Genomic DNA, 14,557 nt, shown 5'->3' with positions numbered 1-14,557 from the left:
AATGAGTCGGTAAATTGAAAACTCTTGATGAATCGATAACCTGGAGTAATCAAAGATGGGCTCGATCGACCGACGAGACTCGACCCCGCAGTTGCTGAACCGGCTGCGCATGCGGCAGATCGCGCTGCTGCTGGCCGTCGACGAATGCTCGACGCTGCGCGCGGCAGCCGAGCAGATGGGCCTCACGCAGCCGGCCGCGACGAAGATGCTGGCCGAACTGGAGAGCGCGCTCGGCCAGCGGCTGTTCGATCGCGTCGGGCGCGGGCTCGTGCTGAACCCGGCCGGCGAGCGCGTGCTCGGTTATTTCCGAGGGATTCGCGGCAGCGTGGAAGCGTTGAACCGCGAACTCGGCGAACTGCAGCTGGGCAGTGCCGGGCGGCTCGCGATCGGCAGCATCATGGCCGCGTCGCCGGGCCGGCTGACCGAGGCGCTGGTGCAGTTGAAGGCGCGTTATCCGCTGCTCGCGATCGACATCGCGGTGGACACGAGCGACCGTCTGATGCCGCAGCTGCGCGAAGGCGTGCTCGAAGTGGTGATCGGGCGCCACGTCGGGACCGATTGCGACTTCCGCGTGGTCGACGACGAGGCGCTCGCGATCATCGCGGGCCGCGACCATCCGCTCGCGGGCGCGGGGCAGGTCGAATTCGATGCGCTGCTCGACTACGCGTGGATCCTGCAGCCGGCCGGCAGCCCGGCGCGCGAAGTCGTCGAGCGCGAATTCCGCGCGCGTCACCAGCCGATGCCGCGCGGGCTCGTCGAAACGGGGTCGATCCTGACGACGATGAACCTCGTCGACCGTTCGTCGATGCTCGGCGTGATTCCGCTGACGGTGGCGCAGCGCAACGCGGAGCACGGGCTCGTCACGATCATCGACTACGCGCTCGAACAGAAGCTGCCGTCATACGGCAGCCTCGTGCGGCGCGACCGGCCGCTGAGCATCCCCGCGCAGCAGTTTCTCGCGCTGTTCCACCGGGACGGGGTGGGGGATGACGGCGATGCGTAATGGCGCGGTTTGCCAGCCGAGGCGGCCGAGCCAGCCGCGCCAACCGCGCTGGCCGAGCAGGCCGATCAAGCCGATCAAGCCGATCAAGCCGAACACGCCGAACACGCCGAACACGCCGAACACGCCGAACACGCCGAACACGCCGAACACGCCGAACACGCCGAACACGCCGAACACGCCGAACACGCCGAACACGCCGAACACGCCGAACACGCCGAACACGCCGAACACGCCGAACACGCCGAATACGCCGAACCAGCCGAACCAGCCGAACCAGCCGAACCAGCCGAACCAGCCGAACCAGCCGAACCAGCCGAACCAGCCGAACCAGCCGAACCAGCCGAACCAGCCGAACCAGCCAAGCAAGCCAAGCCACCATCGCGGAACGCGGTGAAGCGTGATGGCGGGCGACGCCGGCGAGCCGGAAGAGTCAGGCGAACCCGGCGCGAACCGCTTCAGCGCGCCGACGGCGCGGCGGGCGCATCGGCGAGCGTCGGCATCGATTCCGACAGCGTGCGGTCCGGGCGGATCCGCAACGCGGCGACGATGCCGATCAGCAGCATCGCGACCGAGCCGATGAACGGCAGCGTCCAGCTGCCGGTGCGATCGACGAGATAGCCGAACAGGATCGGCGACAGGATCCCCGAGATCGCGGAACCGGCGTTCATCATCCCGCTCGCGATGCCGGCGTGGCTCGGCGCGATGTCGCTCGGCACGGCCCAGATCGGACCGATCGTCAGTTCGAGACACAGGAACGACCCCGACAGGCACAGCGCGACGCCGGCCGTCGAATGGACGATCGCGAGCGGCAGCAGGCAGATCAGCGCGCCGACGAAGCTCGTGACGATCACGCTCTGGCGCGACAGCGCGAGGTTGCCGGTCTTCCGGTAGATGCGGTCGCAGAGCCAGCCGCCGAGCGTGTCGCCGACCACGCCCGCGAAGAACACGCCGGACGCGAACAGCGCGGTCGATTTCAGGTTCAGGCCCTGGCCGTTCAGGAAGAACGTCGGCAGCCACGTGAAGAACAGCCACGCGGTCCAGCCGTAGCAGAAGTAGACGAAGATGGTGGGCGCCATCCGGCGGAACAGCGGGCCCCACGGCGTCGGGCCGGACGGTGCGGCGGGGTGCGTGGCGCGCGGGCGGCCGTTGCCTGATTCGTCGCCGAGCGGATGTTCGCGGAAGCCGACGATCCACCACGCGAGCCAGACCAGCGTCACCGCGCCGATCACGAAGAACGCGGCGCGCCACGACAGCCACGTCATCAGCGCGGCGACGATCGGCGGCGTGACCGCGTTGCCGAGCCGCGAGAACGAATGCGTGAAGCCCTGCACGACGCCGCGCCGCTCGCGCGGGAACCAGTGCGTGATCGCGCGGGCCTGGGCCGGCAGTGTCGCGCCTTCGCCGATGCCGAGCAGCAGGCGCGCGGCGAACAGCAGCCCGAGGCTGTGCACGAGCCCCGTCGTGAAGGTGGAGACGACCCAGATCAGCCCGCAGCCGATCAGCGTGATGCGGGCCCCGAAGCGGTCGGCGATCCAGCCGCCGCCGATCTGGCAGATTGCGTATGAATACGCGAACGCGGAGAATGCGACGCCAAGTTCGGTATTCGACAGGCCGAGCTCGGTCTTGATCGCGCCGGCCGCGGTCGCGAGGTTGACGCGGTCGACGTAGAGGATGAACGAAAGCGCGCACAGCAGCCACAGCGTGTGGCGCCGTTGACGATGGTCGTTAGGCATGTGTCTCACTCCATTCTCGTGCGCGGCGCTGCAATGGCGCCGCGTTCACTGGCGGGGCCAGCATCGCGCGCCGGCCGAGACGGCGTCTAATGAATCTTTTGGATCAATTGATAACCTGCGGCATTCATTCCTGTTTCAGCCGCGCCAGGAGCAACGGAACACCACGGGTGACGAATTGACCGACAACGAAGAACTATCGCTGCGCCCGGAGAGCCGCTTCTGGCAGCTTGCGCCGGTGAAATGGTGGATTCGCGGGCACGGCCGCGACGGCTATTCGTTCCGTCTGCTGCTGTGCCCGCTCGTGCTCGTGTTCGTGCTCGAATTCGTCTGCATGATGTTCGAAGCGCTGTACACGAGCATCGCCGTCAGCGCCGCCGCGACGCTGTTCCTCGGCGTCGCCGGTTACTACGGCGCGCAGCGCGAATGGCTGGTGACGTCCGCGACCGCGCGCGCACTCGTGAAGGCGCGCATGAAGAAGGCGGCCGAGCGGCTCGCGTCGCTCGGCGTCGGCGCGACGGTGCTCGCGATCTTCGTCGCCGCGACCTCGCTGTCGCTCGTGATGTCGGGCCAGCCGGTGCTGGACAGCGTGTCGAAGGATGCCGTGTCGATCTTCATCGCGCTGGTGTTCCTGCCGGTGTACGTGTCCGGCGCGGTGCGCAAGCTGGCGATCGCGCGGATCGAGGAGCTGGAGGCGCTGCGTAATGCAACGGTCGGCACGAAGCTGAAATTCGACCGGGCCGGCGCCGTGCGCGCGGTGGTCGTGCAGGGCGCGGCCGGGGAAGGGACGAAAGGCACGGTGCCCGTGATGGAGTACACGGTGCTCGGGTTCAGCCCGCCGCTCGAACAGGTCGGGCGCGAGCCGCGCGCGTGAGGGTGTAGAGGCGTAACGGCGTAGAGGCGTAGAGGCGTAGAGGCGTAACGGGCGTAAAGGCCGCGCGCTACGCCGGGAAGCGCTCGCTGTCGGGCGCCGGCACGAGGTTGTCGGGCCACTGCACCTCGAACCGCGTGCCGCCAGCGCCGGTCGGCACGCAAAGGGCTTCGCCGCGGTGCGCATGCGCGATCGCCGCGACGACGGCGAGTCCGAGGCCGGTGCCGCCGGGTTGCGTATCGTCGACGCGCCGGAATGCCTGGAACACGTGCTGCGCGAACTCGGCCGGGATGCCGGGGCCGTCGTCCTCGACGCGCAGGCGGCACATCCCGTTTTCGACGCGCGTCTGGATCCGGATCGTGCCGGGCACCGCATGGCGGCGCGCGTTCTCCAGCAGCGCCAGCAACGCCTGGCGGATGCGGACCGGATCGCATCGCATGCGTCGCGCGTCGAGATCGAGTTCCGGATGCTGGCCGGCGGCCTGCAGCGCGTGCGCGAACACGTCGACCACGGCGCGCACATCGGCGGCGAGATCGGTTTCGCGGATTTCGATGCTCAGGTGGCCGCTGTCGGCGAGACTGACCACGCGCAGATCCTCGATCAGCCGCGTCAACCCTTCGACCTGCGCAAGCAGGCTGCGGTACAACGCTTCGCTCGGCGTGAACACGCCTTCGGCGAGCCCCTGCAGCCGCCCGCGCAGCACGGTCACGGGCGTGCGCAGTTCATGGGCGATCGCCGCGTTCCAGAACGTCTGCTCGTCGGTCACGCGCTGCAGTTCGCTCGCGAGTGCGTTGAAGTTGTCGGCGAGCAGCGCCGCCTCGTGCAGCGAACGGTCGCCGGCGACGGCGCGTGCGCCGAGATCGCCGCGCGCGACGCGGCGGATGCTGTCCGTCACCGAGTTCAGCGGCACGAGGATGCGGCGCGACAGGTTGACCGCGACGACGACCGAGATCAGCAGGCCGACCAGCGTGGTCGAGATGATCCACACCCACTCCGGCCCGCTCGGGAGCCAGCTCTGCGGCTTGAAGTATTCGGGCGAGTACCGGTACAGCAGGTAGTAGAACGCGTAGGCCGTCACGACGATCAGCACCGTGATGCCGAAGGCGATCGCGCCCATCGTCAGTGCGATCTGGCGGCTCAGGCCGTCGAGTTTCAATCGCCGCTCCACAGTTTGTAGCCGACGCCGCGCACGCTGGCGGGCACGCCTTGCACGCCGAGGTCGTCCAGTTTCTTGCGCAGCTTGCTGACGTGGCTGTCCACCGTGCGCTCCAGCGCATCGCCTTCCGGCAGGCAGGTGGCCATCAGCTCGGCGCGGCTGAATACGCGGCGCGGTGCGCGCGCGAGCTGCGCGAGCAGCTTGAATTCGGTGAGCGTCAGCACGAGCGTGTGGCGTGTGCCGCCGGCTTCGACCGTCGCTTCGTGGTGCTCGAGATCGATCTCGAACGGCGCGGCGCGCAGCACGCGCTGTTCTTCCTGGCGCGAGCCGGCCATCGACCGGCGCAGCACGGCCTGCGCGCGCGCGACGACTTCGGCCGGGTTGAACGGCTTGACCACGTAGTCGTCGGCGCCGATGCGCAGCCCGGTCAGCTTGTCGATGTCCTGGTCGAGCGCGGTCAGCATGATGACCGGCGTGTCGCCGCGATGGCGGATTTCGGCGAGCACCTTCCAGCCGTCGACGTGCGGCATCTGCACGTCGAGCAGCACGAGGTCGGGTTTCAGCGACAGGTGGAGCTCGAGCGCGCGGCGGCCGTCGGCCGCGTGCACGGTGCGCAGGCCGTTGCGCGCGAAGTAGGCGGTCAGGATCTCGGCGATCTCGGATTCGTCCTCGGCGATGAGGACGAGCGCTTGCGCGCCCTGGCCGGCGCCGGGAGATGAAGAAAATTCGGGCATGGCCACTCGTTCAGATCCATCGGGGTTCCATCGAGTCGCCATACTACCGCACGGCCAAATCAATCGAACGAAGGTGGGCGGGGCCGTGCCGTTGCCGGATCGCCGGAGACGTCTTTCCACGTCCTTTCGGAATGGAAGCGATCGCCGTGCGACAGGGGAATACCCTGTCTTTTTTTTTCGATCCTGTTTTATGTATCATGACCTATCTTTTGCAATATGTACTAATTAAGGGTGCCGGGAAATCCTTATCGGGACAAGGCAATACGGCACGTGACCAGGCAGGCATGCGAACCGGATTCGCGCACTTTCCAAGTGGGCGGACTGCCGGTGGGTGTGGCGGCCCGAGATCGCATCCAGTGTCAGATTCCGCGCGAGCGATGGCCGCGTGCCGCCGGGGCGGCCGCCGTTCGCGCCATTTGCAGGCGGTACCCACACATCATGTCCAGGAAGTCATCCATCAGCGGAACGGCCGACCTGCAGCGCAGGCAGTGGCTCAAGGTCGCGGGCGCATCGGTCGCGGCGGGCGGGTTGGCGCTCGGCGCCGCGCGGGCGAAGGCCGATGCGGCGCCGGCCGCCGGCCATGACGGTGCGGTGCTCGACGTCGCGATCGTCGGCGCCGGGCTGGCCGGCCTGACGGCCGCGCGCGACCTGCGCTACGCGGGCTGCGAATCGTTCGTCGTGCTCGAGGCGCGCGATCGCGTGGGCGGCCGCACGCTCAACTACGACGTGGGCGGCGGGTATGTAACCGAAGTCGGCGGCCAGTGGATCGGCCCGGGCCAGACGGCCGTCGCCGATCTTGCCCGCGAACTGGAGGTCGGCACGTTCCCGAGCTATTACACGGGCAAGACGGTGATTCTCGGCGGCGACGGGCGCGCCGAGATCGACCTGCAGGGTACGTTCGGCACCGACGAAACCGTCGCGGCAAAGTTGAGCAAGCTGTCGCGCGACGTGCCGTCGGGGGCGCCGTGGACGTCGCCGAAGGCGGGTGAGCTCGATCGGTTGTCGGTCGGCGACTGGCTGGCGACACAAGGCATCAAGCCGGAAGACCGGATGGGCTGGAACGCGTCGATTTCGCTGTCGGGCGGCACCGCACCGGCAAAGATGGGGCTGCTGCATTTCCTGTCGATGATCAACTCCGCCGATTGCGATTACGAACAGCTCGACTCGATCAGGCACAGCGCGCAGGAAACGCGCTTCGTCGGCGGCTCGCAGGTCCTCAGCATCCGGATGGCGCAGCAGTTGGGCGACAAGGTGCGGCTGTCGTCGCCGGTGCGCCGGATCGTCGGCTGGGATCGCGACGTCGTCACGCTGGAAACCGATCGCGGCATGGTGCGCGCGAAGAAGGTGGTGATGGCGCTCCACCCGGCGTTGTGCCACCAGGTGCAGTTCGACCCACCGCTGCCGGAAAGGCGCCACGCACTGCAGCGCGCGTGGCCGGCCCATTCGCCGGCGCGCAAGACGGCGCTGGTCTATCGGCGCCCGTTCTGGCGTGACAAGGGATTGAACGGACACATCTTCCAGACCGACGGGCCGGTTTTCTGGGCTTACGACAATTCGCCGCCGGGCGGCGAGATCGGCGTGATCAACGCGTTCGTCCGGAATGCGCTGATGCCGTCGGACCCACAGGCGGCGAAGCAGATGCACATGGATCTCTATGCGCAGGCGTGGGGCGACGAGGCGCGTGCGCCGGTGTCGTACCACGATCGCGACTGGGGGCTGGCCGATCCGTGGACGATCACGTGCGTGTCGGCGATCCCGCCCGGTTTCTGGAGCGCGCACGGCGAAGCGCTGCGCGCGCCGTGCGGCAACCTGATCTGGTCGGGTACCGAGACGGCGAACATCTGGGCCGGCTACATGGACGGCGCCGTGCGCTCGGGTCACCAAAGCGCGCTTCACGCGCTCAATGCGCTGCGTCATGCTTAGGAGAGCGAAGATGAAGAAACGCATGCTGCTGCTTGCGGCGCTCGTGGCGGCCGGCGCGTTGCTCGCGCTCTATGGCCCGACGCTGCTCGGCTTTTATCGCCTGCAGCGCCATATCGATACGGCCGCGCAAGCCGATGACGCAGACGGCGGCCCGTGGCCGCGCGTGACCGATACGTGCATGGGCTGCCACGGCGTGAAAGGCACATCGCTCAACCAGGCGTACCCGAGCCTCGCGGGCCAGCCGGCGCAATACGTGGCCGTGCAGCTTCGTGCGTTTGCAAGCGGGCAACGCGCGAACCCGACGATGGGGCCGCTCGCGATGACCATGAGCGAAACCGAGGTCGCGCATCTGGCCGACTACTACGCGAAGCAGGTGCCGGTGGACAACCGGTACTTCAAAGCGGATGCGCGACTGCGGGCGAAGGGCGAGCAACGGGTGAAAGGCGCCGCGTGCGCCGCGTGTCACGGTGCACGGCTGACGGGGCAGGCGCAGTTTCCGCGTCTGGCCGGGCAGGGCTACGACTACCTGCTCGCGCAGCTCGACGCGTTTGCGAACGGCACGCGCAGCGAGGCGACGGGCACGATGCAGCGCGTCACGAAGGCGATGTCGGCCGACGACCGCATGGCAATCGCGACCTACCTCGCGAGCGTCAGCCCTGGCAAACAGTGAATCATCGAAAGCAATCGACCTACGGAGTTCGAATCATGGATCACAGATCACTTGTCCTTTGTCTTTCCAGCGCGACGCTTGCGGCGACGACCGGCGTGTACGGCTTCAAGTTCGTCCGCAAGCGCAACTTCCTGCTCGGCTTCGAGTGGTGGATCGTGACGATCTCCGCATCCAATGCCGTGATCTTCTTCGCGACCGAATCGCCGGTGTCGTACTTCATTTCGCACTTTCTCGACGCGTTCTCGCGCGGGTTCGGGATGCCGGTGATCGCGGTTGCCGGCCTGATGGCCGTCACGCACGGTTACCGGCCATCGATGCGGCAGGACGTGACGCTGTTCGTGTTCGCGGCGCTCGGGACGATCGCGCTCGTGGCCGGTGCGTTGGGGCACGTGCTCCCGTACTTCTACGTGACGATGTGGACGCTGATGTCGATCTATCTCGCCGGTTTCGTGTTGCGGCTCGTGCGTGCCGGCCACGCGTTCCATGCGCTGACGACGACGATCGCGCTCGTCGCTTCGCAGGCGATCGCGTGCATTTACGACTTCTACAAGATCCCGGGCGAGGAAACCAACATCGTGTTCAATTTCTACGTACTGGCGCTGCTGACGTGGTCGTACCTGACCGCCGCGCTCTATTACGCGTATTGCGCACTGGAGCGCGAGGCAGGACGCAGCAATGCGAACGCGAATGTCTTGTCGTATCCGAAATGAGTAGCTGTGCTGAGGAACTGGCGATGGCTCGCGCCGTTTTCCGATCCGGCCGCGACGATCGCGGAGCGCGTGGATGGACGGGGTTCGCCTGACCCGTGCGCAGCGGCGCGAGGCGACGCGCGAACGCCTGCTCGGCGCCGCGCACGCGATCTTCGTGGAGAAAGGATATGCGGCCGCGAGCGTGGAAGAAATTGCGGCAGCGGCCGGGTATACACGCGGGGCATTCTATTCGAACTTTCGCAGCAAGACGGAGGTGCTGTTCGAGCTGTTGCGGCGCGATCACGACGATGCCGCGACGGCGTTGCAGCGAATCATCGGCATGCCGACCGGTTCGGCAGACGACGCGCAGCGCGCGATGCTTGCGTACTGGCGGCGGCTTGCCGCGCGGCACGCGTCGCGGCTGATGTGGCTGGAGGCGCAGCTGCAGATGGCGCGCGATCCGCAGTTTCGCGCACAGTTCGGCGCGTTCCTGCGCGAGCGGCAGGCGCTCGCGACGGCGTGTATCGACGCGTTCGCAACGCGCACCGGCGTGTCGCTACCGCTGCCCGCGCACGTGCTGGCGCTCGGCCTGACTGCACTGTGCGACGGCGTGCAGTCGTGCCGTGCGGCCGACGCATGCAGTACCGACGACACGCTGGCCGATGCGGTGCTGGTCGGCTTCCTCACGCACACGGTGTTCGACCGCATGCGCGGATGACGTAACGGCGAAGCCGCGGCCCGGCTTCGTCGCCCGATTGTACGAACGCTGAAAGCGGGTTGTCATGACAGACCGGCAGACCGCCGCGATGCGCGTTCGATCATGCAGACGAAACAGGGAATACCCCGTCTTTTTCTTTTCATTATTTTTGTCATGATGACCTAACATAGTCATCATGTTCTACTGAAGGGGCCGGCAGTGAAGATCGGCCGCCGGTTGTCGCTGAACGAATCAGGAGATTGACGATGGACGCAAAGATGCGAAAGGCTTTCTTCGAGGATGGGGCAGTGCTCCTCGAAGGGGCGCTCAATGACGAACAACTCGCGCATTGCCGCGCGGCGTTCGACTGGGGGATGGAGAACCCGGGCCCGATGGCATCGGCGCTGCTCGACGGCACCGAATACCGGTCGCACAACGACAACGCGAACCCGTATGCGAAGGCACGGCTCGACGAACTCGTCGGGACGTTGCCGTTCGGGCAGCTGTTCGCCGACCTGTGGGGCTCGAAGCACGTCTGGTATTTCGCGGAGGAGCTGTTCATGAAGGCCGGCGGCAAGAGCGCGCGCTCGCCGTGGCACCAGGACACGTCGTACCTGCCGTGGCAAGGGATGCATTTCGGCAATGCGTGGATCAGCTTCGAGGGCGTGCCGAAGCGCAATGCGCTGGAAATCGTACGTGGCTCGCATCACGGCGTGCGCCACGACGGCACGACGTTCCAGAACGCCGAGGATCCGACGGACCCGCTGCATGGCGGCGACGTGTGGCCGCGCCTGCCGAACATCGAGGTCGAGCGCCGCGCGGCGCCGGATGCGTACGACATCCTGTCGTGGGAAACGAAGCCTGGCGACGTGCTGCTGCTTCATCCGGGCGTACTGCACGGCGGCGGCGCGGTCGATGCCGACTTCCCCGATCGCCACACGCTCGTGCTGCGCTTCTTCGGCGACGACGCGGTGTTCAGCCCGCTGCCGGACGAAAGCCGTTCAGGCTTTACGCCGGCCGGCGTGCTGTTCGTCGAGGAACTGGCCGCGCTGAAGGCCGGCGATCCGTTTCGCGCGTCGTGTTTCCGCCAACTTGTTTGAACCGGGAGATTTTCATCATGACAGCAACCCCCAAGCGGCAATCGATCGTGCCGGCCGCATTCCAGCCGTGGTACGACGCGTACCACTTCTCGCCGGCGACGCGCGTCGGCGACACGATCTGGGTGTCGGGCCAGGTCGGCCTCGACGCGCAGATGCAGCCTGCCGACGGCGTGCAGGCGCAGGCTCAGATCGCGTTCGAGTGCCTGAAGATGATCCTCGAGGAAGCCGGGGCGAGCCTGGCCGATGTCGTCGAGCTGACGACCTTCCACACGGATCTGCAGCGCGAGACCGAAGGCTTCGCAGCGGTCAAGGACAGGTATTTCCCTGACCGTTACCCGTCGTGGACGGCAGTCGGCGTGTCGCAACTGGCGCTGCCGGGGCTGTGCGTCGAGGTTCGTGCGGTGGCGGTGGCGGGTTCGGGCAAGGACTGACGGCACGCATCGATGATTTGTCGTCGGCGCCGCGTTCAACATGAATCGCAGTACTGACGAAAGATGCGGAAATGAAAGACAAGCGGCGAGCGGCCGGCGGGAGCCCGGCCGGTCACGCTCAACGAGCGGCCCATCGTCGGCTGACGAAGGCGATCGAAGTGAATGCGTTTCGTCCACGACGGGCGAACGAAGGCGGAACAGGAAGGAGAACCGTGATGAAGAAGCATCGTTTGTGGGCCGCGTCCGCGATCGCGGCCGCCGCATGTGTCGCGATCGGCACCGCCGTCGCGGCGGACGACCTGGCGCCGGCCGGCGCCGACCGCGCGGCGAGCAAGAACGGCGCGGTGCCGGTCTATGCGGGCAAGCAGTCGCCCGACGCGGGTTGGGAGTGGGGCAAGGAGCGCGGCGATTTCTGGAAGCACCGCAACGAGAAGCCGCTCTATTCGATCGATGCGGCGAACGTCGACAAGTACGCGGACAAGCTGTCGCCCGGGCAGGTCGCGCTGATCAAGCAGAAGAAGGGCTACCGGATGGACGTGTACCCGTCCCATCGCGAATGCCAGTTGCCTGACGTCGTCGAGCAGAACTCCAGGGCGAACCTGACGGCCGCGAGGCTGGATTCGGCCGGCGAGAGCCTCGCCTCGGCCGTGCTGCCGGGTGTGCCGTTCCCGCAGCCGAAGAGCGGCATCGAAGCGATCCTGAACTACGAGATGCGCTATCGCGGCGCGGGTGTCGACTGGGCGCAGGTCGCCACGGCCATTTCGCCGCGGCCGGGCAGCAGCGAATGGATCGACGCGGTCGGCCCGCAAACGCTCTACTTCCCGTCCGCCAGGCTCGGCAAGAGCTCGCCGCAGGACGTCGACCAGCTCAGCGCGGCGGTCTACTTCCAGATGAATTCCCCCGCCGCGCTGGCCGGCCAGGCGTTCGTGCAGCGACAGTATTTCAACAAGGCGTCGGAAACGTACTACTACTTCCCGGGCCAGCGCCGCGTGCGACGCATGCCGGCCTACACGCACGACGCGCCGCTGATCGGCTTCGAGAACCAGTACCTGATCGACGAAGGCAACATGATCAACGGCTCGCTCGACCGGTTCACCTGGAAGCTGGCCGGCAAGAAGGAAATGATCGTGCCGTACAACGCGTTCGGCCTGTACCGGTTCAAGAGCAAGCTGCACGATGTCGCGACGCCCGACGGCCTCGCTGCCGCGAACCGGCGCTACGAGACGCATCGCGTGTGGGTGGTCGAAGCGACGCTCAAGCCGAGCGCGCGGCACGTCGCGTCGAAGAAGGTGTTCTATCTCGACGAGGACAGCTGGCTCGCGCTCGTCGGCGAGGACTACGACGCGCAGGGCAAGTTGTGGAAAGTGCGCGAAAGCTACCCGATTCCGGTGTGGGAGCTCGGCGGCACCTGCGACAACGAACCGCTCGCGCAGTACGACATGATCAACGGCCGCTACGTGTTCGATGCGTCGTCGATCGGCCAGGGCAAGGACGTGCGCTGGCTCGAGCAGGCCGACGATCCGCGCTTCAAGCAGGATTTCTACACGGCGGAATCGCTGCGCTCGGTCAGCGAGCGGTGACGGCAATCGGTTGACGGCTGACGGATAAAAGGACCGGCGCGCGCAACGATCGCGCGCCGGCGGCGGACAGGGGCGGAGGCGGATCATGGAACCGGCAAGATTAGTCAGGAATGCGACAGTTTCGATTGCGATCGCGGGTGCCGCGACGTCGAGCGCGTATGCGTACGATTTCACGGCGGGCGGCGGCGCCGTACAGGGCTCGTGGGTGACGAACCTGACGGCCGGCGCGGGGATCCGGACCAAGAATCCGAGCTGCTCGCTCACCGGCGATCCGAACGCGTTCGGCTGCGGCGCGGCCGCGAACACCAACCAGTGGGGTTACGCGGACAACGGCGACCTGAACTACCGCAAGGGCCAGCCGTTCAGCACCTACGTCAGCGCGACCAGCGAGCTGCTGCTGAAGATGCCGGCCGAAGGGCTGAAGTTCATGGTGCGCGGCACCGGCATGTACGACTTCCTCGCCGGCAACACGAACCGCACGCCGTTGTCGAGTACGGCGGCCGCGCAGGTCGTCTACAACGCGCAGCTGCTCGACCTGTGGGCGCAGAAGGATTTCACGATCGGCGGGCGCAACGCGCACGTGCGGCTCGGCAACCAGGTGATCAACTGGGGCGAGAGCATGTTCGCGCAGAGCGGCATCAACGCGACCAACTCGATCGACGTGCAGAAGCTGCTGATTCCCGGCTCGCAGCTCAAGCAGGCGCTGCTGCCGGCGCCGATGGCGAGCTTCGCGGCGGACCTGTCGCACGGGTTCAGCACCGAGGCGTATTACCAGTTCCAGTGGAACGGCAACCGCTACCCGCCGGTCGGCTCGTACTGGTCGGTGACGAACGGCTTCGGCCGCGGCGCCGAGCCGTTCACGATCAACACGAACAACCTGAACGTGATCGGCCCGAGCGCGGGCACGATCGCCAACGCGATCGGCGGATCGGGGGCGGCCGGCAACCAGGACACGCTGAACGCGATCAAGAACGGGCTCGTGAACGGCACGTATGCGGGGCCGCCGTTCAACGACATCGGCCTGCCGAGCACGACGAACCTCCCGGCGAAATACCGGCCGCAGTTCGGTGTGAAGTTCAACTATTCGCCGCGCTCGTTCGACGCGAACTTCGCGTTCTACTACCTGAACTACACGGACAAGTCGCCGGTGCTCGCGTCGCTCGCGAACGGGACCGAGCAATGGTCGTATCTCGGCCGGCGCCAGCTGTTCGGCGCGAGCGCGAACTTCGGCGTCGGCCCGTGGGCGATCGGCACCGAGCTGTCGTACCGGCCGCGCGATGCCGTTGCGCTGTCGAGCTGCTACGGCGCGGGCGGCCCGCTCGACCTGAACACGAACGGCGTGGCGGGTATCGACTGCCAGCAGTGGGTCGACAAGAAGAAATTCCAGTACGACATCAACGGGCTGCTGGCGCTGACGCGCAGCGAATATCCGTTCCTGAAGCTGCTCGGCGCCGATTCGGCCGCGCTGACATGGGAGCTGACATGGATCTACTACCCGGGGCTGAGCGCGAGCGGCGTGACGCGCACGATCGACGGGCAGACCGTGACGCAGGTGCCGCAGACCGGCTACCTGCCGTGGCTGAACAACGGATCGGCGGCCGGCTATCCGATCGGGATGGGCCAGGGCACCTCGAGCTCGGTGGGCGCGACGATCGACTTCAACTGGACCTATGACGGCTCGCTGATTCCCGGCTGGCAGGTCACGCCGGGCGTGACGTTCTCGGACGGCCTGTACGGCTACACGCCGACCTTCACCGCGAATTACATGCAGGGCGCGAAGTCGGTGAACGTCTACGTGCTGTTCAACCAGAATCCGCCGAACTGGCAGGCCGGCATCAACTTCACCGCGTTCTGGGGCGGCCACAACACGGTGGGCCAGCCGTACGCGGACCGGAATTTCGTCGGGTTGTTCGTCACGCGGAATTTCTGACGGTGGCGGGATGGCTGGCGGCGTGCGTCGCGCGTCGCCGCAA

General features: G+C 66.8%; 14 protein-coding genes. 10 read left to right on the top strand and 4 right to left on the bottom strand.

Annotated features, from left to right (window positions below; genetic code table 11):
* Window positions 1-55 precede the first annotated feature (55 nt).
* Window positions 56-1,003 carry a LysR family transcriptional regulator gene (locus tag HWX87_RS20085; RefSeq protein ID WP_176048742.1) on the top strand — a complete coding sequence of 316 codons (948 nt, stop codon included), beginning with the start codon at window positions 56-58 and terminating at the stop codon, window positions 1,001-1,003.
* Here the strand turns inward: HWX87_RS20085 and HWX87_RS38060 are convergent.
* Window positions 899-1,369 (bottom strand): hypothetical protein, encoded by a 471-nt coding sequence (locus HWX87_RS38060; RefSeq protein ID WP_244137716.1) that lies wholly within the window; start codon window positions 1,367-1,369, stop codon window positions 899-901. The genes HWX87_RS20085 and HWX87_RS38060 overlap by 105 nt on opposite strands.
* Before the next feature lie 89 nt (window positions 1,370-1,458).
* Window positions 1,459-2,736, bottom strand: a complete 1,278-nt coding sequence (locus HWX87_RS20075; RefSeq protein WP_176048740.1) for an MFS transporter — start codon at window positions 2,734-2,736, stop codon at window positions 1,459-1,461.
* A 175-nt stretch (window positions 2,737-2,911) separates the two neighbouring features.
* On the opposite strand from HWX87_RS20075, the gene HWX87_RS20070 reads away from it, so the two are divergent.
* Window positions 2,912-3,607 carry a hypothetical protein gene (locus HWX87_RS20070; protein ID WP_176048739.1) on the top strand — a complete coding sequence of 232 codons (696 nt, stop codon included), beginning with the start codon at window positions 2,912-2,914 and terminating at the stop codon, window positions 3,605-3,607.
* Window positions 3,608-3,674: 67 nt separating this feature from the next.
* Here HWX87_RS20070 and HWX87_RS20065 read toward each other — a convergent pair whose 3' ends face one another.
* Window positions 3,675-4,760 carry an ATP-binding protein gene (locus HWX87_RS20065; RefSeq protein ID WP_176048738.1) on the bottom strand — a complete coding sequence of 362 codons (1,086 nt, stop codon included), beginning with the start codon at window positions 4,758-4,760 and terminating at the stop codon, window positions 3,675-3,677.
* Window positions 4,757-5,494, bottom strand: a complete 738-nt coding sequence (locus HWX87_RS20060; RefSeq protein ID WP_176048737.1) for a response regulator — start codon at window positions 5,492-5,494, stop codon at window positions 4,757-4,759. The genes HWX87_RS20065 and HWX87_RS20060 overlap by 4 nt, the downstream gene beginning before the upstream one ends.
* Before the next feature lie 438 nt (window positions 5,495-5,932).
* Here HWX87_RS20060 and HWX87_RS20055 point away from each other — a divergent pair, with 438 nt between their 5' ends.
* The 8 genes from HWX87_RS20055 to HWX87_RS20020 all read left to right on the top strand — a co-directional run bounded on the left by HWX87_RS20055 (window position 5,933) and on the right by HWX87_RS20020 (window position 14,514).
* On the top strand, window positions 5,933-7,417 hold the full coding sequence (locus tag HWX87_RS20055; RefSeq protein WP_176048736.1) for an FAD-dependent oxidoreductase: 1,485 nt from the start codon (window positions 5,933-5,935) through the stop codon (window positions 7,415-7,417).
* Window positions 7,418-7,427: 10 nt separating this feature from the next.
* The gene (locus HWX87_RS20050; protein WP_176048735.1) at window positions 7,428-8,087 is read left to right on the top strand and encodes a c-type cytochrome; all 660 of its coding nucleotides are present in this window, start codon (window positions 7,428-7,430) and stop codon (window positions 8,085-8,087) included.
* A 35-nt stretch (window positions 8,088-8,122) separates the two neighbouring features.
* Complete coding sequence (locus HWX87_RS20045; RefSeq protein ID WP_176048734.1) at window positions 8,123-8,797, top strand: hypothetical protein; 675 nt, start codon at window positions 8,123-8,125, stop codon at window positions 8,795-8,797.
* Between the two features lie 73 nt (window positions 8,798-8,870).
* Window positions 8,871-9,494 (top strand): TetR/AcrR family transcriptional regulator, encoded by a 624-nt coding sequence (locus tag HWX87_RS20040; protein WP_176048733.1) that lies wholly within the window; start codon window positions 8,871-8,873, stop codon window positions 9,492-9,494.
* Between the two features lie 245 nt (window positions 9,495-9,739).
* Window positions 9,740-10,573 carry a phytanoyl-CoA dioxygenase family protein gene (locus HWX87_RS20035; RefSeq protein ID WP_176048732.1) on the top strand — a complete coding sequence of 278 codons (834 nt, stop codon included), beginning with the start codon at window positions 9,740-9,742 and terminating at the stop codon, window positions 10,571-10,573.
* 17 nt (window positions 10,574-10,590) lie between these two features.
* Window positions 10,591-11,004, top strand: a complete 414-nt coding sequence (locus HWX87_RS20030; RefSeq protein WP_176048731.1) for a RidA family protein — start codon at window positions 10,591-10,593, stop codon at window positions 11,002-11,004.
* A gap of 215 nt (window positions 11,005-11,219) precedes the next feature.
* Window positions 11,220-12,584, top strand: a complete 1,365-nt coding sequence (locus HWX87_RS20025) for a DUF1329 domain-containing protein (RefSeq protein ID WP_176048730.1) — start codon at window positions 11,220-11,222, stop codon at window positions 12,582-12,584.
* An 85-nt stretch (window positions 12,585-12,669) separates the two neighbouring features.
* Complete coding sequence (locus HWX87_RS20020; protein ID WP_176048729.1) at window positions 12,670-14,514, top strand: DUF1302 domain-containing protein; 1,845 nt, start codon at window positions 12,670-12,672, stop codon at window positions 14,512-14,514.
* Window positions 14,515-14,557: the final 43 nt, after the last annotated feature.

Origin of the sequence: Burkholderia sp. BCC1644 (assembly GCF_902833225.1) — a bacterium.
GTDB lineage: Bacteria > Pseudomonadota > Gammaproteobacteria > Burkholderiales > Burkholderiaceae > Burkholderia.
This window is presented reverse-complemented; position numbering and strand designations above follow the sequence as displayed.

Coding starts and splice junctions, on each gene's coding strand:
- HWX87_RS20025 (WP_176048730.1), top strand. CDS start 11,220: ATGAAGAAGCATCGTTTGTGGGCCGCGTCCGCGATCGCGGCCGCCGCA.
- HWX87_RS20035 (WP_176048732.1), top strand. CDS start 9,740: ATGGACGCAAAGATGCGAAAGGCTTTCTTCGAGGATGGGGCAGTGCTC.
- HWX87_RS20040 (WP_176048733.1), top strand. CDS start 8,871: ATGGACGGGGTTCGCCTGACCCGTGCGCAGCGGCGCGAGGCGACGCGC.
- HWX87_RS20020 (WP_176048729.1), top strand. CDS start 12,670: ATGGAACCGGCAAGATTAGTCAGGAATGCGACAGTTTCGATTGCGATC.
- HWX87_RS20030 (WP_176048731.1), top strand. CDS start 10,591: ATGACAGCAACCCCCAAGCGGCAATCGATCGTGCCGGCCGCATTCCAG.
- HWX87_RS20060 (WP_176048737.1), bottom strand. CDS start 5,494: ATGCCCGAATTTTCTTCATCTCCCGGCGCCGGCCAGGGCGCGCAAGCG.
- HWX87_RS20075 (WP_176048740.1), bottom strand. CDS start 2,736: ATGCCTAACGACCATCGTCAACGGCGCCACACGCTGTGGCTGCTGTGC.
- HWX87_RS20045 (WP_176048734.1), top strand. CDS start 8,123: ATGGATCACAGATCACTTGTCCTTTGTCTTTCCAGCGCGACGCTTGCG.
- HWX87_RS20050 (WP_176048735.1), top strand. CDS start 7,428: ATGAAGAAACGCATGCTGCTGCTTGCGGCGCTCGTGGCGGCCGGCGCG.
- HWX87_RS20085 (WP_176048742.1), top strand. CDS start 56: ATGGGCTCGATCGACCGACGAGACTCGACCCCGCAGTTGCTGAACCGG.
- HWX87_RS20055 (WP_176048736.1), top strand. CDS start 5,933: ATGTCCAGGAAGTCATCCATCAGCGGAACGGCCGACCTGCAGCGCAGG.